This window comes from Microbacterium awajiense, from assembly GCF_039536545.1.
In the GTDB taxonomy this organism is placed as follows: Bacteria; Actinomycetota; Actinomycetes; order Actinomycetales; family Microbacteriaceae; genus Microbacterium; species Microbacterium awajiense.
In genome coordinates, this window is the sequence record NZ_BAAAYU010000005.1 from 1,580,594 (window position 1) to 1,602,600 (window position 22,007).

Annotated in this window: 22 protein-coding genes; 13 read left to right on the top strand and 9 right to left on the bottom strand. The window is 70.2% G+C overall.

Annotated elements, in window-relative coordinates; genetic code table 11:
* The gene (locus tag ABD663_RS13990) at window positions 1–1,464 is read right to left on the bottom strand and encodes a phytoene desaturase family protein (protein WP_344739570.1); all 1,464 of its coding nucleotides are present in this window, start codon (window positions 1,462–1,464) and stop codon (window positions 1–3) included.
* A 21-nt stretch (window positions 1,465–1,485) separates the two neighbouring features.
* On the bottom strand, window positions 1,486–3,555 hold the full coding sequence (locus ABD663_RS13995) for an NAD(+) synthase (RefSeq protein WP_344739572.1): 2,070 nt from the start codon (window positions 3,553–3,555) through the stop codon (window positions 1,486–1,488).
* Window positions 3,556–3,634: 79 nt separating this feature from the next.
* Here ABD663_RS13995 and ABD663_RS14000 point away from each other — a divergent pair, with 79 nt between their 5' ends.
* From ABD663_RS14000 to ABD663_RS14010, 3 genes are all read left to right on the top strand, one after another.
* Window positions 3,635–7,171, top strand: coding sequence for a TM0106 family RecB-like putative nuclease (locus ABD663_RS14000; protein WP_344739574.1), 3,537 nt, complete (start codon window positions 3,635–3,637; stop codon window positions 7,169–7,171).
* A 58-nt stretch (window positions 7,172–7,229) separates the two neighbouring features.
* Window positions 7,230–7,556 (top strand): DUF3467 domain-containing protein, encoded by a 327-nt coding sequence (locus ABD663_RS14005; RefSeq protein WP_344739576.1) that lies wholly within the window; start codon window positions 7,230–7,232, stop codon window positions 7,554–7,556.
* A 179-nt stretch (window positions 7,557–7,735) separates the two neighbouring features.
* Window positions 7,736–8,293, top strand: coding sequence for a hypothetical protein (locus tag ABD663_RS14010; protein WP_344739578.1), 558 nt, complete (start codon window positions 7,736–7,738; stop codon window positions 8,291–8,293).
* Window positions 8,294–8,300: 7 nt separating this feature from the next.
* Here ABD663_RS14010 and upp read toward each other — a convergent pair whose 3' ends face one another.
* Window positions 8,301–8,933 (bottom strand): uracil phosphoribosyltransferase, encoded by a 633-nt coding sequence (upp, locus tag ABD663_RS14015; protein ID WP_344739580.1) that lies wholly within the window; start codon window positions 8,931–8,933, stop codon window positions 8,301–8,303.
* 56 nt (window positions 8,934–8,989) lie between these two features.
* On the opposite strand from upp, the gene tadA reads away from it, so the two are divergent.
* The 3 genes from tadA (at window position 8,990) to ABD663_RS14030 (ending at window position 11,121) form a co-directional block, all read left to right on the top strand.
* On the top strand, window positions 8,990–9,454 hold the full coding sequence (tadA, locus tag ABD663_RS14020; protein WP_425561800.1) for a tRNA adenosine(34) deaminase TadA: 465 nt from the start codon (window positions 8,990–8,992) through the stop codon (window positions 9,452–9,454).
* Window positions 9,455–9,561: 107 nt separating this feature from the next.
* Window positions 9,562–10,500 carry a YHYH protein gene (locus tag ABD663_RS14025; RefSeq protein WP_344739582.1) on the top strand — a complete coding sequence of 313 codons (939 nt, stop codon included), beginning with the start codon at window positions 9,562–9,564 and terminating at the stop codon, window positions 10,498–10,500.
* A 6-nt stretch (window positions 10,501–10,506) separates the two neighbouring features.
* Complete coding sequence (locus tag ABD663_RS14030; protein ID WP_344739584.1) at window positions 10,507–11,121, top strand: DUF305 domain-containing protein; 615 nt, start codon at window positions 10,507–10,509, stop codon at window positions 11,119–11,121.
* Window positions 11,122–11,172: 51 nt separating this feature from the next.
* On the opposite strand, the gene ABD663_RS14035 is transcribed toward ABD663_RS14030, so the two are convergent.
* The 3 genes from ABD663_RS14035 to ABD663_RS14045 are packed head-to-tail and all read right to left on the bottom strand — an operon-like array spanning window position 11,173 to window position 14,245.
* On the bottom strand, window positions 11,173–12,102 hold the full coding sequence (locus ABD663_RS14035) for an LLM class F420-dependent oxidoreductase (RefSeq protein WP_344739586.1): 930 nt from the start codon (window positions 12,100–12,102) through the stop codon (window positions 11,173–11,175).
* 6 nt (window positions 12,103–12,108) lie between these two features.
* The gene (locus tag ABD663_RS14040; RefSeq protein ID WP_344739590.1) at window positions 12,109–13,074 is read right to left on the bottom strand and encodes a cation diffusion facilitator family transporter; all 966 of its coding nucleotides are present in this window, start codon (window positions 13,072–13,074) and stop codon (window positions 12,109–12,111) included.
* A gap of 58 nt (window positions 13,075–13,132) precedes the next feature.
* Window positions 13,133–14,245 (bottom strand): alpha/beta fold hydrolase, encoded by a 1,113-nt coding sequence (locus ABD663_RS14045; protein WP_344739592.1) that lies wholly within the window; start codon window positions 14,243–14,245, stop codon window positions 13,133–13,135.
* A 127-nt stretch (window positions 14,246–14,372) separates the two neighbouring features.
* Between ABD663_RS14045 and proC the strand changes: the two genes are divergently transcribed.
* The 3 genes from proC to ABD663_RS14060 are packed head-to-tail and all read left to right on the top strand — an operon-like array spanning window position 14,373 to window position 17,327.
* A complete protein-coding gene (proC, locus tag ABD663_RS14050; protein WP_344739594.1) occupies window positions 14,373–15,218 on the top strand; it encodes a pyrroline-5-carboxylate reductase in 846 nt (281 codons plus the stop codon).
* A gap of 56 nt (window positions 15,219–15,274) precedes the next feature.
* A complete protein-coding gene (locus ABD663_RS14055) occupies window positions 15,275–16,639 on the top strand; it encodes a TrkH family potassium uptake protein (RefSeq protein WP_344739596.1) in 1,365 nt (454 codons plus the stop codon).
* Window positions 16,632–17,327 (top strand): potassium channel family protein, encoded by a 696-nt coding sequence (locus tag ABD663_RS14060; protein WP_344739598.1) that lies wholly within the window; start codon window positions 16,632–16,634, stop codon window positions 17,325–17,327. The genes ABD663_RS14055 and ABD663_RS14060 overlap by 8 nt, the downstream gene beginning before the upstream one ends.
* Before the next feature lie 2 nt (window positions 17,328–17,329).
* On the opposite strand, the gene ABD663_RS14065 is transcribed toward ABD663_RS14060, so the two are convergent.
* Together ABD663_RS14065 and ABD663_RS14070 are read right to left on the bottom strand one after the other, a co-directional pair.
* A complete protein-coding gene (locus ABD663_RS14065) occupies window positions 17,330–18,001 on the bottom strand; it encodes a potassium channel family protein (protein WP_344739600.1) in 672 nt (223 codons plus the stop codon).
* Window positions 17,994–19,430 carry a TrkH family potassium uptake protein gene (locus ABD663_RS14070; protein ID WP_344739603.1) on the bottom strand — a complete coding sequence of 479 codons (1,437 nt, stop codon included), beginning with the start codon at window positions 19,428–19,430 and terminating at the stop codon, window positions 17,994–17,996. Before ABD663_RS14070 ends, ABD663_RS14065 begins: the two co-directional genes overlap by 8 nt.
* Window positions 19,431–19,497: 67 nt before the next feature.
* Here ABD663_RS14070 and ABD663_RS14075 point away from each other — a divergent pair, with 67 nt between their 5' ends.
* The 3 genes from ABD663_RS14075 (at window position 19,498) to ABD663_RS14085 (ending at window position 20,395) form a co-directional block, all read left to right on the top strand.
* Entirely contained in the window at window positions 19,498–19,908 is a 411-nt protein-coding gene (locus ABD663_RS14075; RefSeq protein WP_344739605.1) for an ArsR/SmtB family transcription factor, read from the top strand.
* Window positions 19,909–20,021: 113 nt separating this feature from the next.
* The gene (locus tag ABD663_RS14080; RefSeq protein ID WP_344739607.1) at window positions 20,022–20,213 is read left to right on the top strand and encodes a helix-turn-helix domain-containing protein; all 192 of its coding nucleotides are present in this window, start codon (window positions 20,022–20,024) and stop codon (window positions 20,211–20,213) included.
* 83 nt (window positions 20,214–20,296) lie between these two features.
* Window positions 20,297–20,395 carry a 30S ribosomal protein bS22 gene (locus tag ABD663_RS14085; RefSeq protein ID WP_003792170.1) on the top strand — a complete coding sequence of 33 codons (99 nt, stop codon included), beginning with the start codon at window positions 20,297–20,299 and terminating at the stop codon, window positions 20,393–20,395.
* A gap of 64 nt (window positions 20,396–20,459) precedes the next feature.
* Here ABD663_RS14085 and ABD663_RS14090 read toward each other — a convergent pair whose 3' ends face one another.
* Window positions 20,460–21,638 (bottom strand): mechanosensitive ion channel family protein, encoded by a 1,179-nt coding sequence (locus tag ABD663_RS14090; RefSeq protein WP_344739609.1) that lies wholly within the window; start codon window positions 21,636–21,638, stop codon window positions 20,460–20,462.
* A gap of 96 nt (window positions 21,639–21,734) precedes the next feature.
* Here ABD663_RS14090 and ABD663_RS14095 point away from each other — a divergent pair, with 96 nt between their 5' ends.
* Window positions 21,735–21,989, top strand: a complete 255-nt coding sequence (locus tag ABD663_RS14095; protein ID WP_344739611.1) for a glutaredoxin family protein — start codon at window positions 21,735–21,737, stop codon at window positions 21,987–21,989.
* Window positions 21,990–22,007 lie beyond the last annotated feature (18 nt).

Here is a 22,007-nt window from a genome sequence, read left to right on the forward strand (position 1 = left end):
TCACATCCGGAACAGATCGGCGGGTTCGAGGCGCAGGTCGTCGACGTCGCGCAGCACTTGCCGGGCCGCGTACCAGCCCGGCATGCCGGTGACACCCGGACCCGGAGGTGTCGCCGCCGATGCGAGGTAGACACCGGGCAGCGGGGTGCGCCACGGCGCGGCCGAGATCACCGGTCGGCGGATCGCCTGCAGCACGGTGAAGGCACCGCCGAGGATGTCGCCGCCGATGTCGGCCGGGTTGAACGACGCGCGGTCGGCGGCGGTCATCGCCCGTGAGGCGATCACCCGCTCGCGCACTCCGGGCGCGAAGCGCTCCAGCTGCCTCAGCACCCGCTCGGTCGGGTCGATCGCCGAGCCCGCCGGCACGTGGATGTACGCCCACAGGGTCTGCGAGCCCTCGGGCGCGCGCGTCGGATCGAGCACAGACGGCTGCACCGTGAGCACGTACGGGCGGTCGCTCACCCGACCGCGCGCGACGGCGTTCTCGCTCGCCGCGACCTCGGCCGCCGTTCCGGCGAGGTGCACGGTGGGAGACGCCGCCACATCCGGGTTCTGCCAGGGAACGGGTCCGTCCAACGCGAGGTCGACCTTCGCCGCGGCGGGACCGTACCGGTACCGCCGGATCGCTGCCGCGTACCTCGCGGGCAGGTCGGCCGCGGTGAGCAGCAGCTTCGGTGAGGTGTCCAACACGAGCACGTCACCCCGGCGCGGGTCGCCCCAGTCCAGATCGGCGAGGCGCGCCACGTGCGTGTCCGTCGCGGTCGTGCCGCCGTGCGCACGCAGGTCGTCGATCAGGGCGTCCGCGATCCGCTGTGCGCCGCCGCGCGGGTACGCCCAGCCGGCCCCGGCGTGTCCGTGGGCCGCGAGGAAGAGCCCCGATGCGGCCGCCCCGACGCTCGGCAGGGCCGTGTTCGCGTGGGCCAGCACGCCAGACAGCAGCGCCGCGCCCTCCTCGGTGCGGAACGTGCGCGGTCCCCACGGCGACCCGAGCTGCAGCGTGCGCAGACCGAACCGCGCCGTGGTGAGCGGATGCCGCGGCATGCGCAGCAGCTGCGCACCGGTGAAGTCGACGACGGCGTCGAGGTGACTGCTCAACGGCCGCACGACCGCGCGCCACACGTCGCCGTCGGCGCCCAGACCCTCGGCGGTGCGGTCGAGGTCGCGCCATGCGACGGCGGCGCGCCCGTCGTCGAGAGGCTGGGCGTACGAGATGTCGGGCGAGATCCAGGGGACCTTCTCGGCGAGGCCGAATGCGCGGAAGAACGGCGACGAGAGTGCGGCCGGATGCACCGCCGAGCACACGTCATGCTGGAAGCCCGGCAGCGTCAGCTCGGCGGTCCGTACGCCGCCGCCGAGTGAGTCGGCGGCCTCGACGACGTGCACGTCATATCCGGTGCGGGCGAGCGCTACCGCCGCGGCGAGACCGTTCGGCCCGCTGCCGACCACCGTCGCGCGTCTTCCCATCTCGCCTCGCCGCCGCGGCGTCTACTCCTCGACGAGTTCGGGCAGCGCCGCGTGCAGCTCGGCGATCCAGGCGCGGGCGTTGCCGTCGCTCGGGGCGCGCCAGTCGCCGCGCGGCGAGAGCGAGCCCGCGGCCGAGACCTTCGGCCCGTTGGGGATCGCCGAGCGCTTGAACTGCGCGAAGGCGAAGTACCGCTGCAGGAACACCTGCAGCCACTTCGCGACCGCCGCGAGGTCGTAGCCGTACCGGTCCTCGTCGGGGAACCCGGGGGGCCACGCCCCGGCATCCGGATCGCACCACGCGTGTTCGGCGAGGAAGGCGATCTTCGACGGCCGCATGCCGTAGCGCAGCACGTGGAACAGTGCGAAGTCGTGCAGCGCGTAGGGGCCGATGCGGTCTTCCGTGGATTGCATGCGGCCGTCCTGTCCGGCCGGCACGAGTTCGGGCGAGATCTCGGTGTCGAGCACCGCCTGCAGCACGTCGCGCGCGTCGTCGGACAGCGCCGCTGCGCCCTCGTCGCCGCGGTGGGAGATCACCCAGCGGATCACGTGCTGGATGAGGGTCTTGGGCACGCCCGCGTTGACCGCGTAGTGGCTCATGTGGTCGCCCACGCCGTACGTCGCCCAGCCGAGGGCGAGCTCCGACAGATCCGATGTGCCGATCACCATGCCGCCGTGCTGGTTCGCCAGACGGAACAGGTAGTCGGTGCGCAGGCCCGCCTGCACGTTCTCGAACGTGATGTCGTGCACCGGCTCGCCGTCGGCGAACGGATGCCCGATCCGCTCGAGCATCTCGGTCGCGGCGGGCCGGATGTCGATCTCCTCCATCGTCGCTCCGACGGCGCGTGCGAGGGCGTGCGCGTTCGCCTTGGTGTGCTCGCTGGTCGCGAATCCCGGCATCGTGAATGTCAGGATGTCGCTGCGCGGCCGCTCCATGCGGTCCATCGCCCGGGCGACGACCAGCAGTGCGTGGGTGGAGTCGAGGCCGCCCGACAGCCCGATGACCGGTTTCGGGCCGCCGATCGCGGTCATGCGCTGGACGAGCCCCGACACCTGGATGTTGAAGGCCTCGTAGCAGTCCTGGGCAAGACGGCCGGGATCGTCGGGCACGAAGGGGAAGCGATCGAGCGCGCGGCGCAGGCCCACATCCTCCGCGGGCGGGTCGAGCTCGAAGTGCACGGTGCGCATCGCCGGTGCATGGGTGCGCCGGTTGTCGTCGAAGGTGCCCTGCCGGATGCGGTCTTGGCGCAGCCGGTCGAGGTCGACATCGGCGACCGAGCGGCGCGGCCCATCGGGGAAGCGCTCGGTCTCGGCCAGCAGCATCCCGCCTTCGTAGACGAGGGTCTGGCCGTCCCACGACACATCGTTCGTCGACTCTCCCATGCCGGCGGCGGCATACGCGTAGGCGGCGAGGCAGCGCAGCGACTGCGACTGGCAGAGGTCCTTGCGGTCATCGGCGCGGGCGATCGTGATCGGGCTGCCCGAGAGGTTCAACAGCACGGTGGCGCCGGCGAGGGCGGCCGACGACGACGGCGGGATCGGGACCCAGACGTCTTCGCACACCTCGGCGTGCACGACGAGGCCGGGCACGTCGAGCGCCTCGAACAGCAGGTCGGGGCCGAACGGCGCCTCGAGCGATCCCACGCGGATGTCCTCGCCCGCCTGATCGTCGCCCGGGGCATACCAGCGTCGTTCGTAGAACTCGCGGTACGTGGGCAGGTACGACTTCGGCGCGACGCCGAGCAGCTCGCCGCGATGGATGACCACGGCGCAGTTGTAGAGGCGGTTGCGATGGCGCAGCGGAGCGCCCACGACGAGCAGCGGGAAGAGCTCAGCGGATGCCGCCACAAGACCCTCGATCGCGGTGACGACGGCGTCGAGGACCGCGTCCTGCATCACGAGGTCGTCGATCGCGTACCCGGTCAGACACAGTTCGGGGAACACGGCGACGGCGACCGCATCGGCGTCGCAGGCCTCCGCGGTCTCGAGGACGGTCGCGGCGTTGGTCGCCGGATCGGCGACGGCGACCGGGATCGTGCACGCGGCGACGCGCGCGAATCCGTGGCGGTAGGCACTCGAGAACGGCAGTCCCATGTCCACAGTCTGGCATCTCCACGGGTGCGCGGCGGGGACGTCGCAGGTGCGGGCTATCGTCGAGGGCGGAAAGGGGAGCATGCGCTACATCCACGACGAGGGCCGGATCGTCTGGTCGGCGAGCGACCTCAAGGCCGCTGCGGAATGCGAGTTCGCGTGGATGCGTGCCATCGACGCCAAGCTGGGCAGGATCGACGCGGTCGTCGAACCGGAAGACCTCACCCTCGAGCGTGCCGCGCGTCTGGGCACCGCGCACGAGCGGCGAGTGCTCGACGAGTACGTGACCCGACACGGCGACGCCGTCGTGATCGTGCCCGAGACGCACTCGGCCGATGCCGCGGCGCTCGCCGACGCCGCCGCCCTCACCCGCGACGCGCTCGCGTCCGATGCCGAGGTCGTGTACCAGGCGGTTCTGGCCGACGGCGACTTCGTGGGCTTCGCCGACTTCCTCGTGCGTGACGACGATCGCCGCTGGATCGTGCAGGACACCAAGCTCGCCCGCCGCGCGCGGGTCACGGCGCTCATGCAGCTCGCCGCCTACGTCGACCAGCTCGACCGCATGGGCGTCCCGCGCGCCGACCGCGTCGAGCTCATCCTGGGCGACGGCACCACGAGCGCGCACGAGGTCGACGACATCCTGCCGGTCTTCCGGCTGCGTCGTGAGCGACTGCGCGCGCTGATCGCCGACCGTGCACTCGCTGAGGGCGCCGGCGGAGCCCCGATCGCGTGGGGCGACGCCCGCGGCGACCTCGACGTGATGGCGTGCGGGCGGTGCGCCACATGTGACGCCGAGGTGATCGCGGCCCGCGATCTGCTGCTGATCGCAGGGATGCGTCCCACCCAGCGCGTGCGCCTGCGCGCCGCCGGCCTCACGACGATCGACGACCTCGCCGCCGCGGCGTCGGCGCCCGACGGCATGAGTCCCGACACGTTCGCGATGCTGCGCACCCAGGCACGGCTGCAGCTCGACAGCCCGGCCGGGGTCACGGTGCCCGCCGGTCCCGTCGAGGGCCCCGCCCCGGTGCCGCACTACGAGGTCGTCGAGCCGAAGGCGCTCGGCGCTCTTCCCCGTCCCGATCTCGGCGACCTGTTCTTCGACTTCGAGGGCGACCCTCTGTACACCGAACAGGTCGGCGGGGCGCTCGACGGCGAGCAGCGCTGGGGGATCGACTACCTGTTCGGGTGGGTCGACCGCACCGAGACGTACTCCGCCCTGTGGGCGCACAGTTTCGCCGACGAGAAGCGCGCGCTCGAGGATTTCATCGCGTTCGTCGGGCTGCGGCGGCGGCAGCATCCGTCGATGCACATCTATCACTACGCCCCGTACGAGCCGACCCATCTGCTCGCGATGGCGGCCCGGCACGGCACGTGCGAGGCCGAGGTCGCGCGGCTGCTGCGCGACGGCGTGTTCGTCGACCTGTACCCCGTCGTGCGCCGCGCCCTGCGCGTCGGGTCTCGGTCGTACTCGATCAAGAAGCTCGAGCCGCTGTACATGGGCGACCAGGTCCGTACCGCCGACGTGCAGAAGGGCGACGACTCGATCGTCCAGTACGTCAAGGCGCGCTCGCTGCACGACACCGGCGAGCCCACCGACGCCGCCGAGGCCCAGCGCATCCTCGACGACCTGGCCGACTACAACCGCTACGACTGCGTGTCCACGCTGCGGCTGCGCGACTGGCTGGTCGACCGCGCCCGCGAGGGCGGGCTCGTTCCCGCGGTCGACCTCGCGCAGAACGAGGCCGCGTACGAGCCGTCGGCGAGAGCGGTCTCGCTCGAGCAGCTGGCCGCCCTGCGGCATCCCGAATCGCCGGATGCCCAGACGCTGCGTCTCGCGGCGGCAGCCCTCGACTACCATCCGCGCGAGGCGGCGTCGTTCTGGGCGACGCACTTCCTGCGTCTTCGCGAGCCGGTCTCGATCTGGGAGGAGACCCGCGACGTCGTCGTGCTCGACCCGTCGCGATGTCGAGTCGTCGAGGACTGGCATCGCCCCGAGGGTGCGCGCGTCGAGCGACGCGTCATCGAGCTGCGCGGTGAGCTCGCGCCCGGCACACGGCTGAGCGAGGGCAGTGAACCGTTCGCGCTGTACGAGCTGCCGGTGCCGTTCCCGTTCACGGCATCGCCGCGGTGGATCCATGCCGATCATCGCGTGACAGTGCGCGAGGTGCTCGACGACGGTGCGCTCGTCGAGGAGTTCGCCGTCGACGAGCACACGTGGTCGACGCTGCCGGTCGCGCTGACCCCCGCCGCCCCGCCGAGGGCGGCGTCGCAGCAGACGGCGATCGACGCGTGGGCCGACGCCGTCATCGCCGCCGACCCGAAGCTCCCGTTCGATCCGGCGACCGACATCCTGCGCCGTCGCCCGCCGCGTACCGGTTCCGGAGCGCTGGCAGCGTCGCGCGGCGACGACGTCGACGCGATCGTCCGCTCGATCGTCGATCTCGACCGCAGCTATCTCGCCGTGCAGGGACCGCCCGGCACGGGCAAGACCTACGTGGGCTCGCACGTCATCGCGCGGCTGGTGCGCGAGCACGGTTATCGGATCGGCGTGGTCGCGCAGTCGCACGCGGTCGTCGAGAACATGCTCGGCCGGGTCATCGCGGCGGGAGTGCCGGCGGCGCGCGTCGGCAAGGCACCCAAGAAGCCGGACGCCGACGGCATCCCCTACACGCCGTTCCCCAAGAACGGCATGGCGGCGTTCCTCGACGAGTACCGCGATGGCGCCGTGGTCGGCGGCACCGCGTGGGACTTCAGCAACGAGCGCCGTGTCGCACGCGGGGGTCTCGACCTGCTGGTCATCGACGAGGCCGGTCAGTTCTCACTCGCCTCGACGATAGCGGTGGCTCAGGCGTCCTCCCGCCTGCTGCTGCTGGGCGATCCGCAGCAACTGCCGCAGGTCAGCCAGGGAACGCACCCCGAGCCCGTGGACGCTTCGGCGCTCGGCTGGGTCATCGACGGCGCCGACGTGATCCCGCCCGAGTACGGGTACTTCCTCGCGCGCACCTGGCGCATGCACCCCGAGGTGGCGAGTGCGGTGTCACGTCTGTCGTACGGCGGGCAACTCGCCGCGCATCCGTCGACAGCCCAGCGCACGCTCGACGGTGTCGAGCCCGGGGTGCACGCCGTACCCGTGCGCCACCGCGGCAACGCGACACAGTCCCTCGAAGAGGCGGCGACGGTCGTCGCCCTCGTGCACGACCTCGTCGGGCGCGCCTGGACGCCGGTCGCGACCGACGATGACGGCGTGTCACGCACCCTCGACCCGCGGCCCCTCGAGCCCGCTGACCTGATCGTCGTCACGCCGTACAACGCCCAGCAGGTGGCGGTGGAGGAGGCCCTCGCCGACGCCGGATTCGGGGCGGTGCCGGTCGGCACGGTCGACCGCTTCCAGGGCCAGGAGGCCGCCGTGGCGATCGTGTCGCTGGCGGCGTCGTCGGGACGCGATGCGCCGCGGGGGCTCGAGTTCCTGCTGCTGCGCAACCGGCTCAACGTCGCGATCTCGCGGGCGATGCACGCCGCCTACCTCGTGCACTCCCCGGGACTGCTCGACGACCTGCCCTATACGCCCGAGGGCGTCGCGCGGCTCAGCGGGTTCGCACGCCTCATCGGTCGTGCGTGAGCGACGCACGCGCATCCGGGCCCGCGCGTAGACTCTCGGCATCCGAACGGAGGCTTCCATGGCCGACGACGCACCCCGCCAGTTCGAGATCGACCTGCCGCCCGATGTCATCCCCGGGTCGTACGCCGACTTCGCGAACGTGTGGCACACCCCCACCGTCTTCGTGATGGACTTCCTGACGCTCGCCCAGCCGCCCCGCGATCAGACCGACCCCGAGACGGGGGAGCGGCGCACCATCGTGCCGGCGCGCGTGGTGAGCCGCATCCGGATCCCTCCCGAGCAGGTGTTCGAACTCGCGAAGGCGCTCACCCAGCAGCTGGAGTTCTGGGAGCAGGAGACCGGTCGTCGGGCACCGTCGGGCCCCGTGCTCGACGACGAGACTTAGACCGCCGCTGGTCGCCTGTCAACCCCGTCCGGCTCGAAGACCGATCGACGTAGCCTGGCTGAGCGCCAACGCGCACAGGCGCGGCATCCGTTCGGCGAGGGGCGGATGCCGCGCCGCATCTTGTCGGTGCTGTATCACGGCAGGGTCCGCTCGCTCTTCTCGGGGGAAGGGAGAGCGCCATGACAACTCTGACCCCTGCGACCGCCGGACCGGTGTTCGCTCCTGCGCCCGCGACGGCTGCGACCACGGCGACGACACCGCCGATCCCGAAGCGTCGGCGTGGGCTCGCGTTCTGGATCGCGCGCTACCTCCCCGCCGAGATCGTGGGCACCGCAGCGATGGTGCTGGCCGGCTTCGGTGTGACGGCGTGGACGACGAACCCGGTCGCGATCGCCGCCGCAGCGCTGATCGGCGAGATCGTCGGCTTCTACACCGTGCTCGCCGTGACCATCTACACCGAGCAGTCGCACGTCGCCCTCGGCTGGCGTCGCGCGATCGGCCGCACCGGCCTGCTGCTGGTCGCCGAGTTCGGTCCGGCCGAACTGCTCGACACCCTGCTGATCCGCCCGGTGGCCGTACTGCTCGGCGTGTGGCTGCTGCCCGACCCGATCCTCGGACTGCTCGCCGGCAAGATCGTCGCCGACATCGTGTTCTACGCCCTCGCGGCCGGGGCCTTCGCCGCCACCGACAAGGCGGGCCTGCGCGATCGACGCTGGGGGCGCGCGACGCGCCCGTGAGTCGGCGTCAGACGGTGCCGTAGAGGCGGTCTCCGGCGTCGCCGAGCCCGGGCACGATGTAGCCCTTCTCGTTGAGGCGTTCGTCGAGCGAACCGAGCACGAGGGTCACGTCGCGGTCGCCGACCTGCTGGTGGATGGCTTCGACGCCTTCGGGGGCCGCGAGCAGGCAGATCGCAGTGACGTCCTGCGCGCCACGCGCGAAGAGGAAGTCGATGGCCGCCCCGAGCGATCCGCCGGTGGCGAGCATCGGGTCGAGCACGAAGCACTGCCGGTCGCTGAGGTCGTCCGGAAGCCGCTCGGCATACGTCGACGGTTCGAGCGTCTCCTCGTTGCGCACCATGCCGAGGAAGCCGACCTCGGCGGTGGGGATGAGCTTGACCATGCCTTCGAGCATCCCGAGCCCGGCGCGCAGGATCGGCACGACGATCGGCCGCGGTGTGGCGATGCGCACGCCGCGCGTCTCGGTGACGGGGGTGCGGATGTCGACCTCTTCGACCCGCACGCCGCGCGTGGCCTCGTAGGCCAGCAGGGTGACGAGCTCCTCGGTGAGCTGGCGGAACACCGCCGATGGGGTGCGCTCATCGCGCAGCACGGTGAGCTTGTGGGTGATGAGGGGATGGTCGGCGACGTGCACACGCATACGCTCAGGTTAGGGCACGGCGCCGGCATGCCGCTGGCTACGCTGGGGCCGTGGGCATGGCGGCGACGGCGGGGGATGCGGCACTGATGCGGCGTGCGCTCGAGCTGGCGGGCGAGGCCGGTGCCGCCGGCGACGTGCCGGTCGGGGCGGTCGTCGCGGATGCCGCCGGCCGGGTGATCGGCGAGGGGATGAACGCGCGCGAGGTCGAGGCGGACCCCACCGCGCACGCCGAGATCGTCGCGCTGCGGCGGGCGGCGGCATCCGTCGGCTCGTGGAACCTCGAGGGAGCGACACTGGCCGTCACGTTGGAGCCCTGTCTGATGTGCGCCGGGGCGATCCTTCAGTCGCGCATCTCCCGGGTCGTGTTCGGGGCGTGGGAGGACAAGACCGGTGCCGCGGGGTCGATGTACGACGTGCTGCGCGATCGGCGTCTGCCCGTGCGCGTGGAGGTGGTCGCGGGCGTCGCCGAGGACGAGGCATCCGCCCTGCTGCGCGACTTCTTCGACGCCCGGCGGGGGTAGCGCCTGCGCGCGGGCGGGGCGCTCTGAGATCGCAGGCATGCGAAACACATCACTCCCGCATAGGAGGCATCCGTAGCGTCGGCCCTCGATTCCCCCGAGAGGTGACCATGATCTCCACATCTTCCCGACTGAGGCGCAGTGCGGCCATCGGGCTGTGCGCCGCGGTGCTCATCGCGCTCGCCGGGTGCGCCGACAGTGCCGCCGACACTTCCGCGGACACGAGCGGAGCCGCGGAGCAGACGGCCGACGCGTCTCCGACCGCGACGACGGCGGCCGCGACGGTGTTCGGTCCGACCACCGGCGACTGCGACGCGACCGCGGCGACGTTCCGAGACGTCGTCTCAGCCAACCCCGACCTCGCGGATCCCGCGCTGGAGGCGACCTGCGCGGGCGACGCGATCGTCGTGGTGAGCAACTCGATCCCCGACTACGAATACATCGCGACCACGCCCGGTTCGCCCAACGAGGTCGAGCAGACGTTCACGCTGCCCACCGAGCCGCAGGAGGACCCGGATCCCAGCCCCGATGACGTCCCGCGGCTCGGCGCCATCGGCGTCGCGGTCGACGGCGTCTCGATCTTCGGCCCGACCGAAGGAACGGGAGGCGACGTGCTCTCGCTGGTGGGTGCGCTGTCGGAGTGCGGCAGTCACAACGGACCGGGCGCGTTCCACATGCACCTGTTCGGCTGGGCCGACGGCGTGGACTGCCTGTACTCGGCAGAGGAGGTCGAGTCGGGTGATCCGATCCTGGTCGGGTGGGCGGCCGACGGATACCCCATCATGTCGGGCCTGGTGTGTGCCGACGAGGGGTGCACGTCGATGACACAGCTCACCAGCAGCTGGCAGCTGACCGACGAATCCGCCTTCGCGACCGACACCTGGTCTGCGCACAGCTACGTCGAGGGCTCGGGGGATCTGGACGAGTGCAACGGGCGGGTCGACGCCGACGGTCAGTACCGCTATTACACGACCACCACCTTCCCGTACATCCTCGGCTGCTATCACGGGGAAGTCGCCGACGGTGCGCTGCCCAGCGGCCGCGGGTGATCAGCCGTGCGACGTGCTGAGCGCTCCGCCGCATCCGCTGACCGGCGGGGCTTCCTGGTCGGGTCGGTGGTCGCCCTGGCGGGCGTGGGGCTGACGGCCTGTGCCTCCGGGGCTGCGACGGCGGATGCCGCGGTGCCGAACGATGCCGACCTCGGCTTCTGCACCGACATGGCGTTCCACCACGAGCAGGCCGTGGCGATGTGCCAGCGCGTGCTGGGAGCCGACACCGGAGGCGCCGTGCAGAACTCGGCCGCCGAGATCCTGCAGAACCAGTCGTACGAGCGCGGGCTCATGCACGCGTGGCTCGCCGAGTGGGGCCAGAGCACCGCGCCGCCCGACACGGTGATGGGTTGGATGGGCATGGAGACGCCCGCCGCATCGATGCCCGGCCTCGCGACCCACGCCCAGATGCGCCGCCTCGCCGAGCTGACCGGCATCGAGAAGGGGCGCGAGTTCCTCGAGCTGATGCGCGCCCACCACGTCGGCGGGGTGCATATGGCAGACGCCGCCGTCGATGCCGTAGCGATCACCCGGGTCAGCACGCTCGCGCAGCAGATGTCGCGGCAGCAGACCTACGAGATCTCGCTGTTCGACGATCTGCTCACCGGCCTGTACGCCTGATCGCCGCCGCCGCCCCGAGCAGAGTGATGACGCTGGGCGGCATCTCGCCGCTCATCGCGGCAGGTGCGGCAGCACCTCCGCGCCCAGCTCGTGCACGTGGTCGATGTCCGACAGGTCGAGCACCTGGAAGTACACCCGCTGAGCCCCGAGCGACCGCAGGCGCTCGACCGTCTCGGCGATCTCGGCGCCGGTGCCGACGAACACCGGTCCCGCCTCGAACGAGGCGAGGTCGCTGCCCGTTGCCGCCGCCCGGCGTTCGAGCGTCGCGCGGTCGCCACCGGTGATGGTCGTCAGCGCGACCGACAGCTTCAGCGTGGCCGGGTCGCGCCCGATCCGCTCGCAGGCCTCGCGCACCCCACGGAACCGGTCGGCGATCACCTCGTCGGACTGGAAGGCGATGTTGAACTCCGTTGCGAATCGCGCGGCGATCGCCGGCGTCCGGGTCGGTCCGGCGCCGCCGACGATCACGGGCACGCGGTCCTGCACGGGCTTGGGCAGCGCAGGGGAGTCCTCGAGGTGGTAGTGGCGTCCGGCGAACGAGTAAGGCGAACCGGCCGGCGTCGACCACAGGCCGGTGATCAGCTCCAGCTGCTCCTCGAGCAGGGCGAAGCGCTTGGCCGGAAAGGGGATGCCGTACGCCCGGTGCTCGCGCTCGAACCAGCCGGTGCCGAGGCCGAGCTCGACGCGGCCACCCGACATCGCGTCGACCTGAGCAACCTGAATCGCGAGTACGCCCGGCTGTCGGTAGGTCACCGAGGACACGAGCGTGCCCAGCCGCAGCCGCGAAGTCTCGCGGGCGAGACCGGCGATCGTGGTCCAGGCATCCGTCGGCCCCGGCAGCGGGTCACCGCCGCCCATGCGCAGGTAGTGGTCGCTGCGGAAGAAGCCGTCGAAGCCGCCGTCCTCCGCGGCGCGGGCGAAGGCGAGCTGGGTTTCGTAGTCGGCACCCTGCTGGGGCTCGATGAACAGGCAGTACTCCATGGCGCCTCAGTCCGCCGACTTCATGACGATGGCCTCGGTGGGCGGCGGATCCTGCGGGGGCTGGTGGTACACGTCGGGCTCCAGATAGATGACACGGGCGGCGGGCACCGCCTCGCGGATGCGGGTCTCGACGGCGTCGATCCCGGCGGCCACGTCGGCGAACGGCGCGTCGGCGGCGAAGGCGATCTTCGCAGCGACGAGCAGCTCGTCGGGGCCCAGATAGAGGGTCTTGATGTGAATGAGTCGCTGCACCTCGGGCGAGGAGTCGATCGCGTCGAGGATGCGCCGCCGATCGGCCTCGCTGGCGCCTTCACCGACGAGCAGGCTCTTGGTCTCGACGCCGAGCACGATCGCGACCAGGACGAGCAGCGTGCCGATCATGAGCGTGCCGATGGCGTCGTAGACCGGGTCGCCGGTGATCGCCGACAGGCTCACCGCGGCGAGTGCGAACACGAGACCGGTGAGGGCGGCGACATCTTCGAGAAGCACGACCGGCAGCTCCGGCGCCTTCGCCCGGCGGACGAACGCGATCCAGGACTGTCCTTTCTCGCGCACCTGGTTGCTTTCGCGCACCGCGGTCCGCAGCGAGAACGACTCCAGGCCGATGGCGATGAGCAGCACCGCGATGGGGATCCACACGTTCTCGAGCCCATGGGGGTGGGTGAGCTTGTCGACGCCCTCGTAGATCGAGAACAGGCCGCCGACCGAGAACAGGATGATGGCGACGACGAACGCGTACACGTAGCGCTCGCGCCCGTGGCCGAACGGATGCTCCGCGTCGGCCTCGCGCTTCGCGCGGCGCCCGCCGAGCATCAGCAGGAGCTGATTGCCCGAGTCGGCGACCGAGTGGATCGCCTCGGCGAGCATCGAGGCCGACCCCGAGATCGCCCACGCGACGAACTTCGCGATCGCGATGCCCATGTTCGCGAGGAATGCGGCGAGGATCGCTTTGCCGCCGCCGGATGCGCTCATGCCGTCGAGTCTAGGGACGCCTGCACCCGACCGGATGCGCCGGTGGGTACAGGATCCGTCAGTCCGATGCCTTCAGGATGATGGCCTCGGTCGGCGGGGCGGGGTTCTGCGCGTGGCCGATGTAGCCGATGAGCTCGAGCAGCGCATGGCGGAACTCGGCCGGACGCTCGAGGTGCGGCGAGTGGCCGACGCCCTCCATCGCGAGTTCCGTCACCTCGCCGCCCCGGGCGGCGTAGGCGCCCAGCACGTCGCGGGTCTGCGACACCATCTCCTGCGGCGGGGCGACATCGGCTCCGGGCCAGCCGGGGATCACACCGAGCGCCCCGAGATTGTTGAGGTCGAAGAACGAGGCATCCGAGACGATCGCGTCGGCGGTGCCGTGGACCCACAGGATCGGCGGCTTGGGCTCGAGGTCCACGATGCCCGACACGTTGAAGTACTTCGGCACCATCGTGTTGAGCACTCCGCTGGTCCCCGGCGCGAAGCCCGGCCAGTGCTCGCTCGCGGTCGCGTCGCCGGGATAGTTTCCCGACGCCGTCGAGGTGGACAGCATCGACTCGACCCAGACGTCCTCGTGCTCGGCGGCGTGGTCGGCAGCCACGTAGCCCGACCGGAACACGCTGCGAGGCGAGGTCTGCGCCTCGTCGGTCGTGTCGCGGTCGGTGAGGCGCTGCACGAAGTCGGGGTTCGCCCCGCCGCCTCCTGTGCCCGCGTCGTCGTCGGTGAGCCGCGAGCCGTCGCGGCGGGTTCCGCCGAAGCCGTAGGGCGAGACGGGCGACTGCAGGGTGAGGCTCAGCGCCGGGTGGTCGAGCGCGTACTGCATGACCACGCCGCCGCCCATCGACCAGCCGACGAAGTGTGCCGTCGGGATCTCGAGGGTCTCGAGGGTCGCGAACACGTCGTCGCTGAAGTCGCGCACGCCCCGTGTGGCATCGACAGGAACGTTCTCGGTGCCGCCGAAACCGCGCAGGTCGATGGCGATGACGCGCAGGTCGCCCGGCAGATCCTGCATGATCTCCTGCCAGAACAGCGAGGACGACACGTTGCCGTGCACGAGCACGACCGTGCGCTCCGGCGGGGTGGCGGGTGAGTCGCCTTCGCGCTCGAGGATGTTCACGTTCAGCCGTGGCGTCTCGATCACCCGAGAGGTGATGCCATCGAAGAGGGTCATCGACGTTCCTTCGCAGTTGCTCGCCGGGCGCATCGCCGCGCCGGCTCCTCGATGATAACCCTGCCTCATAGCGGATGTGAACCGACTTTCATGTTCTCCTCGCAGACCCGCGCCGTAGGATGACGCCATGTCTGCCGACGTCGATCCACTTCCGCGCATCGCCGTTCTCGGCGCCGGCTCGATGGGCGGTGCGATCCTCGAAGGTGTCGTCGCTTCGGGGCTTGCCACGGGCGGCATCGTGGCGACCAACCGCTCCGTCGCCAAGGCCGAGACGCTCGCCGGCCTCGACGGCGTGACCTCGATCGCCCTCGAGGTCGACGAGGGCGGCAATCGGGCCGCCGCGGCATCCGCGGGCATCGTGCTGATCGGGGTCAAGCCGGCCATGGTGCGCGACCTCCTCGGCGAGATCGCCCCCTCGCTCGCTCCGGGCGCGATCGTCGTCAGCCTGGCCGCCGGGGTCACCATCGCGACGTTCGAGTCGCTGCTGCCCGAGGGGACCGCGGTCCTGCGCTCGATGCCGAACACGCCCGCGCTCGTCGGCAAGGGCGTGACCGGCATCGCGGCGGGTGCGCACGCCGACGCCGGCGCCGTCTCGCTGGTGCGACGCCTCTTCGAGACCGTGGGTGCCGTCGTCGAGGTGCCGGAGGAGCAGATCGACGCCCTCTCGACGATCTCGGGCTCGGGGCCCGCCTACGTGTTCCTCTTCGCAGAGGTGCTCACCGAGGCCGCGATCGGCAAGGGGTTCTCGCGCGAGCAGGCACGCCTGCTCGCCGAGCAGACCGTCGTCGGCGCCGCGGCTCTGATGGATGCCTCACCCGACGATCCGGCCGAGCTGCGGCGCCGCGTCACGAGCCCCAACGGCACGACCGAGCGTGCGATCGCGGTGCTGCAGGACGCGCGTCTCGACGAGGTGCTGGGTCGGGCCACGGATGCCGCGCTGAGGCGGGCGCAGGAACTCGCCGCCGGCGCGTAGTCGCGCACAAGAAGAGCCGCTTGCGGGCGGTCGGAACAGGCGTAGAGTTCTACGCCGTGACTGATCGCGTCGCGGCGACCGCGCGACGCCGTCGCGCAGTGCGTGTGCACCCCGCCCAGGCGGTGGTCCTCGGCTTCGCCGCCGCCGACCTCGTCGGCACCGGCGTGCTCATGCTCCCGCTCTCCTCACGCAGCGGGGAGTGGACCAATCTCGTCGATGCCCTGTTCACGGCCACCTCGGCAGTCTGCGTCACCGGGCTGACGGTCGTCGACACCGCCACCCACTGGAGCGCCTTCGGGCTCGTCGTGATCATGCTGCTCATCCAGCTCGGCGGACTGGGCATCATGATCTTCGCGTCGCTGATCGGTCTCGTGCTCGCGCGCCGGTTCTCGGTGCGCACGCGTCTGAACGCCGCCGCCGAGTCGAGGGCGATCGGTTTCGACGACGTGCGGGGTGTGGTGCGCCGCATCGTGCTCATCTCACTGGTGATCGAGGCGATCACCTTCGTCTTCCTCGCACCGCGCTTCGGCTTCGGGTACGGCATGGATGCCGGCGAGGCGGCGTGGCAGGGGCTGTTCCTGGCGGTCTCGTCGTTCAACAACGCCGGGTTCGCGCTGCACACCGACAACATGATCCCCTACGCCACAGATCCGTGGGTCTGCCTGCCGATGTGTGCGGCGATCATCCTGGGTGGGCTCGGGTTCCCGGTGTTCATGGAGTTGCTCCGCCGCGCGAGACGTCCCCTCCACTGGTCGATGAACACCAAGCTGGTGCTGTGGGCGACAGCACTGCTGCTCGTGGTGGGTTCGGTGTACATCACCGCGCTGGAGTGGTCGAACCCCGAGACCCTCGGCAGGTACGACCCCGCGTCGCGCGTGCTGATCGGGTTCTTCCACGCGGTGCAGACCCGCACGGCGGGGTTCAACTCGGTCGACGTCGGACAGATGCACGACGAGACCTGGCTGGGCATGGACGTACTCATGTTCATCGGCGGCGGACCGGCGGGCACCGCGGGCGGCATCAAGGTGACGACGTTCGCGGTGCTGTTCTTCATCATCGTCACCGAACTGCGCGGCGAGGGCGCCGTGAACATCTTCGGCAAGCGGCTGTCGCGTGCGGTGCACCGGCAGGCCATCACCGTCGTGCTCATTGCGCTCGCCGCCATCATGACCGCCGCCATCGCGATCATGGTGATGACCGGGCTGCGCTCGGACGCCGTGCTGTTCGAGGCCATCTCTGCGTTCGCCACCGTCGGACTGTCCACCGGGGTCACTGCCGATCTGCCCGACGGCGCCGAGCTGACCCTCGTCGTCCTGATGTTCCTCGGACGGATCGGCCCACTCACCCTGGGCTCGGCCATCGCGCTGCGACAGCGGCGCATCCTCTACGAGTACGCGAAAGAGAGGCCCGCAATTGGGTAGGTTCTCGCTGTTCACCGAGTCGTCGCGGCGCATCGCCGAAGCCGACTCCGTCGCTGTCATCGGCCTCGGGCGCTTCGGCAGTTCGCTCGCTCTCGAGTTGATCGCCTCAGGCACCGAGGTGCTCGGCATCGATGTCGACGAAGACCTCGTCCAGTCGCTCAACGGCGAGCTCACCCAGGTGGTGCGGGCCGACTCGACGAAAGCCGAGACGCTGCGGCAGCTCGCCGTCGACGAGTTCGACCGCGTGGTGGTCGCGATCGGACACGACGTGCAGTCGTCGATCCTCACCTGTTCGCTGCTGCTGCAGCTGACCGTGCCGGTCATCTGGGCCAAGGCGGTGAGCGATCAGCACGGGCTCATCCTGGAGCAACTGGGCGTACACCACGTGATCTATCCCGAGCGCGACATGGGCCGCCGCGTGGCCCACCTCGTCCGGGGGGCCGCGATGGACTACGTCGAGATCGAGCCGGGCTACTCGATGGCCAAGGTCGTCGCGCCCGCGGCGGTGCGTGGCGTCCCGCTCGGCAAGACGACGATCCGCCAGAAGCACGGCATCACCGTCACTGCGTACAAGCCGAAGGACGGCACGTGGCAGAACGCCGACGGTGAGACGGTGCTCGCCGAGGGGGACAAGACGCTCATCGTCGGTCCGAGCGCGAGAGTCGAGGCCTTCGCGCAGCTGCGCTGACCTCAGCGCTCGAGTGCGGCGAAGCGCTCGATGTCGGAGTTGGTGCCCGACACGATGATGAGGTCGTGGTTGGTCACCACCGTGTTCGCTTCGGCGTAGCGGAACGGCTTGCCGGGGCTCTTCACGCCCACCACGGTGACGTTGTACTTGGTGCGCACGCCCGATTCGTTCAGGCCCACGCCGCGGATGAATTTGGGCGGGTACATCTTGGCGAGCACGAAGTCGTCGTCGAAGCGGATGAAGTCGAGCATCCGTCCGCTCACGAGGTGCGCGACGCGCTCGCCGGCCTCGCGCTCGGGATAGATGACGTGGTTCGCGCCGACGCGCGCGAGGATCTTGCCGTGCGACTGCGAGACCGCCTTCGCCCAGATCTGCGGCACCTTCAGGTCGACGAGGTTCGCGGTGATGAGAACGGATGCCTCGATCGACGATCCGACCGCCACCACCGCGACCTGGAAGTCCTGTGCGCCGACCTGCTTGAGCGCCTCGATGTTGCGGGCGTCGGCCTGCACGGTGTGGGTGACCCGCTCCGACCACTTCTGCACGAGGTCGAGCGACTCGTCGATGGCGAGCACTTCACGCTCGAGCCGGTCGAGCTCGCCGGCGCACGCGGCGCCGAAGCGGCCGAGACCGATCACGAGGACGGGCGCGTCGCCCCTGATCCGCTCAACCAACGATCGGCCTTTCCACCGGCAGCGAGTACAGCTGCGATCGGGATGTCGCGGCCACCGCCGCGGCGAGTGTCACTGTACCAATCCGCCCCATGAAGATCGTCAGCGCCATGACGTACACCGCCGGATCCTCGAGGTCGGCGGTCAGGCCGGTCGACAGACCCACCGTTCCGAACGCCGAGATCACGTCGAACAGCACGTCGGCGGTCGGCTCCTGGCTGATTTGCGCGATGACGATGGTCGACAGCGCCACGATCGTGGCTCCCCACGCGACGACCGAGAGGGCGACGCGCTGCACATCGCTCGGGATGCGGCGTCCGAACGACTCGACCGTCTGCCGTCCCTTCGCCTCGCTCCACACCGCGAGCGCGAGCACCGCGAGGGTCGTCACCTTGATGCCGCCGGCGGTGGACGCCGATCCTCCGCCGACGAACATGAGCATGCTCCCGACGACCAGCGATGACCCGTACAACTCGCCGACATCGACGACGGCGAAGCCGCCCGAGCGTGTCATGGCCGAGAGGAAGAACGCCTGGAAGGTCGTGTCCCAGGCATCCATCGATCCGAACGTCTTCGGATTGTTGTACTCGAGCACGAGGAATGCGGCGGCGCCCGCGAAGAAGAGCAGCACCGTCGTGATGATCGTCAGCTTGGTGTGCAGCGGCCACCGGCGTACGTCCCACAGGTGCTTCCACAGCGCGTAGATCACCGGGAAGCCGATGCTGCCGAGGAAGACCGCCGCCATGAGCACGGTCATCAGCACATAGTCGTCGGCGAACGGCGTCAGCCCGCCGGGGTTCGGGGTGAACCCGGTGTTGGTGAACGCCATCGCCGCGTAGAACGGCGCCTCCCACAGCGCCTCGAAGGGTCCGATTCCGGCGAGCAGCAGCAGCGGGTAGAGCGCGAGGGCGACCGTCCCCTCGATCACGAGCGTCGACAGCGCGACGGTGCGCAGAAGCTGTCCGACCTCGCCCAGGCGCACCGTCTGGCCCTCATTGACGGGGCCGGCATGCGCGCGCAGCGGGTTGCTGTCACTGGCCGCGATGAGCTTCGCGCGCAGACCGAGCCGCTTGGAGATCACCAGGCCCAGGATCGATGCGAGCGTGAGCACACCCATGCCGCCGATGTTCACGCCGACGAAGATGATCACCTTGCCCAGCGGTGAGAAGTGAGTGGCGATGTCGACCGTGGTCAGCCCGGTCACGCAGATCGTCGAGACGGCCGTGAACACCGCATCGGCCAACGACGTCCGTCCCGTCGTGGATGCCGCGGGGATCGACAGCAGCGCGGTGAACAGCAGGATCAGCGACGCGAAGACGAGGACGGCGAAGCGCGACGGCGACGAGGTGGTGAGGTGACGGATCGCGTCCCACACGCGGTGCAGGGCACGCGTGATGCGGCCAGCGAACGACCGGCCGGGGTCCGTCGCCATGCGTCCACCCTTTCGCCGGAAGTCCCCGGTCATGGTACTCCGGCGGGTGCGCGACTACTCTGATTCCATGGCGGACATCTTCGACGTGATCGCAGACGGCACCCGTCGAGAGATCCTCCGGATCCTCCTCGACCGCTCTGCCGGGGGTGAGCACGGAACGAGCGTGTCGCAGATCGTGCAGGAACTCGGTGCGAGTCAGCCGACGGTCTCGAAGCACCTCAAGGTGCTGCGCGACGCTCACCTGGTCACCGTGCGTGAGGAAGGGCAGCATCGCTTCTACAGCCTGTCGGCCGGCCCGCTCGACGAGGTGGACGACTGGCTGCTGCCGTTCCTGGATGACGGCTCGGCCGGTGAGATCGACCGCGACGGCGCACCTCTGCCCGACACCGCGGCTCACGCGGCCGACGTGGTCGGCCGAGCCGCCGCATCCGCGAAGCACGCGCTCGAGAGCGCGCTGCGCAAGTTCCCCGGGCGCTGAGCGACGTCGCCCCAGACGTCACACACGTCACACCCGTTTACACGAGTCCCGTCGACCCTCTAAAGTTGACGTGAACGGCGCATGTCGCGCCGGGCGTGGGGAAGGGAGTCGAGATGGCAGAGCTGCCGGACGTGCGGTTCCTCACCGTCGCCGAGGTCGCCGAACTCATGCGCGTCTCGAAGATGACGGTCTACCGCCTGGTGCACTCGGGAGAGCTGCCCGCGGTGCGGTTCGGACGCAGCTATCGGGTGCCCGAGACGGCCGTCACGCAGGCCCTGCAGCGGCCCATCGCCGACGTCGGCTAGACTGTTCCGAGGCATATTTCCGTATCTGCCCGGTTCCGGGGCGCGAAACCGCGTCCAGATCCCCGATCTAGTGAGGTTCTTCCGTGGGCTCTGTCATCAAGAAGCGCCGCAAGCGCATGGCGAAGAAGAAGCACCGCAAGCTGCTTCGCAAGACCCGCCACCAGCGCCGCAACAAGAAGTAAGCGGCATCCGACACCGAGCGCCTGTCCTGTGGACGGGCGCTTCGTGTCTGCGGCGGCGGTCCGCTCAGCGGTCCTCGTCGCTGCGGACGATCGGGATCGCGGCGGTGAATTCGGCCGCCCGACGATCTGCGTCCTCGCTGCCGCTGAACAGCCCTTCACGGGGGTGGGGCGCCGTCGACTCCGGCGCATCGGCCTTCTCGGCATCGGCGACGGTGGCGAACTGGCTGAGCTCGACGCGCTGCACGGGCAGCGATGCCGGCGCCGAGGTGCGCGCCCACGCCACGAGCTCTTCACGGACGAGGCAGCGCAGGTCCCACAGCAGCGATGCGTTCGCGGCGCTCACGACGATGCGCACCTGCACATGGCCGCCTGTCGCGTCGGTGACCTGCACCGATTTCGACCGGCCGTCCCACAGGTCCGTGTCGGCGAGCACCTCGTCGAGGCGCTCGCGGATGCCCTCGACCGGAACGCGCCAGTCGAGGTCGAGCTCGACGGTGCCGAGGATCTCGCTGCCGCGCCGGGTCCAGTTGGTGAAGGCCTGCTGGGTGAAGTAGGTGCACGGCACGATGAGACGCCGTTCGTCCCACAGGTTGACGACGACGTACGAGAGCGTGATCTCGCCGACACGCCCCCACTCGCCCTCGACGACGACGACGTCGTCGACGCGCAGTGCCTCGCTGAAGACCAGTTGGATCCCGGCGAACATGTTCGCCAGCGTCGACTGCGCCGCGAGGCCCGCCACGATCGACGCGATGCCCGCGGATGCCAGCACGCTGGCGCCGATCGCCTGGACCTGCGGAAAGGTGAGGAGGATGGATCCGATGGCGATCACGACCACGATCGCGATGGCCAGACGGCGCAGGATGAGCGTCTGGGTGCGGATGCGGCGCGCGACCCGATTGTCGGGGACGTCCAGCCGGTAGCGACCGAGCATCTGGTCGGTGCCGAACATGATGAGGCTGATGGCCAGCCACGTCCCGACCGCGATGGTGACGATGAGGAAGAGGTGACTGAGGCCGGGCTTCCAGTCCTCGTCGGGGAACGTCGCACCAACGGCGACCCACAGCGCGATCACGAGCACGAACACGCGGAACGGCCGGCGGCACCGGTGCACGAGTTCCTTGGGCCACTCCACCTTGCGCACGGCGAGCTTGGTGATGAGGGTCACCGCGATCGTCACGATGAGAGCGCCCGCCAGGCAGATCAGGATGGCGATCGCGAATTCGATCCAGGGCTCCCACATGTCGTTCCTCCGGGGTCGGGATCATCCACCGTAGGCAGATCGGCACCCGCAGACGCAAGTCGAGGGGCGCTCCGCCCGCCGACCTAGGATGGGGCGGTGATCACCCTGACCCTCATCGGCAAGCCCGACTGCCACCTGTGCGAGGTCGCGGACGAGGTGATCCAGACGGTCGCGGCCGAACTGCCCGACGACGCGGTGGCCATCGAGCGCCGGTCGATCCTCGACGATCCGGCGCTGTACCAGCGTTGGTGGGAGAAGATCCCCGTCGTCCTCATCGACGGCGAACTCCATGCGCACTGGCGCGTGTCACCCGACCGGTTGCGCGTCGCGCTCGCGCAGCGTGCCGACTGAGTCGCGAGGCAGCGGGGG

Bases quoted from the DNA above. Each gene is read 5' to 3' on its own strand.
- ABD663_RS14025 (WP_344739582.1), top strand. From the start codon at position 9,562: ATGATCTCCACATCTTCCCGACTGAGGCGCAGTGCGGCCATCGGGCTG.
- ABD663_RS14080 (WP_344739607.1), top strand. From the start codon at position 20,022: ATGGCAGAGCTGCCGGACGTGCGGTTCCTCACCGTCGCCGAGGTCGCC.
- tadA (WP_425561800.1), top strand. From the start codon at position 8,990: ATGGCGGCGACGGCGGGGGATGCGGCACTGATGCGGCGTGCGCTCGAG.
- ABD663_RS14010 (WP_344739578.1), top strand. From the start codon at position 7,736: ATGACAACTCTGACCCCTGCGACCGCCGGACCGGTGTTCGCTCCTGCG.
- proC (WP_344739594.1), top strand. From the start codon at position 14,373: ATGTCTGCCGACGTCGATCCACTTCCGCGCATCGCCGTTCTCGGCGCC.
- ABD663_RS14000 (WP_344739574.1), top strand. From the start codon at position 3,635: ATGCGCTACATCCACGACGAGGGCCGGATCGTCTGGTCGGCGAGCGAC.
- ABD663_RS14005 (WP_344739576.1), top strand. From the start codon at position 7,230: ATGGCCGACGACGCACCCCGCCAGTTCGAGATCGACCTGCCGCCCGAT.
- ABD663_RS13995 (WP_344739572.1), bottom strand. From the start codon at position 3,555: ATGGGACTGCCGTTCTCGAGTGCCTACCGCCACGGATTCGCGCGCGTC.
- ABD663_RS14040 (WP_344739590.1), bottom strand. From the start codon at position 13,074: ATGAGCGCATCCGGCGGCGGCAAAGCGATCCTCGCCGCATTCCTCGCG.
- ABD663_RS13990 (WP_344739570.1), bottom strand. From the start codon at position 1,464: ATGGGAAGACGCGCGACGGTGGTCGGCAGCGGGCCGAACGGTCTCGCC.
- ABD663_RS14035 (WP_344739586.1), bottom strand. From the start codon at position 12,102: ATGGAGTACTGCCTGTTCATCGAGCCCCAGCAGGGTGCCGACTACGAA.
- upp (WP_344739580.1), bottom strand. From the start codon at position 8,933: ATGCGTGTGCACGTCGCCGACCATCCCCTCATCACCCACAAGCTCACC.
- ABD663_RS14090 (WP_344739609.1), bottom strand. From the start codon at position 21,638: ATGTGGGAGCCCTGGATCGAATTCGCGATCGCCATCCTGATCTGCCTG.
- ABD663_RS14075 (WP_344739605.1), top strand. From the start codon at position 19,498: ATGGCGGACATCTTCGACGTGATCGCAGACGGCACCCGTCGAGAGATC.
- ABD663_RS14045 (WP_344739592.1), bottom strand. From the start codon at position 14,245: ATGACCCTCTTCGATGGCATCACCTCTCGGGTGATCGAGACGCCACGG.
- ABD663_RS14070 (WP_344739603.1), bottom strand. From the start codon at position 19,430: ATGGCGACGGACCCCGGCCGGTCGTTCGCTGGCCGCATCACGCGTGCC.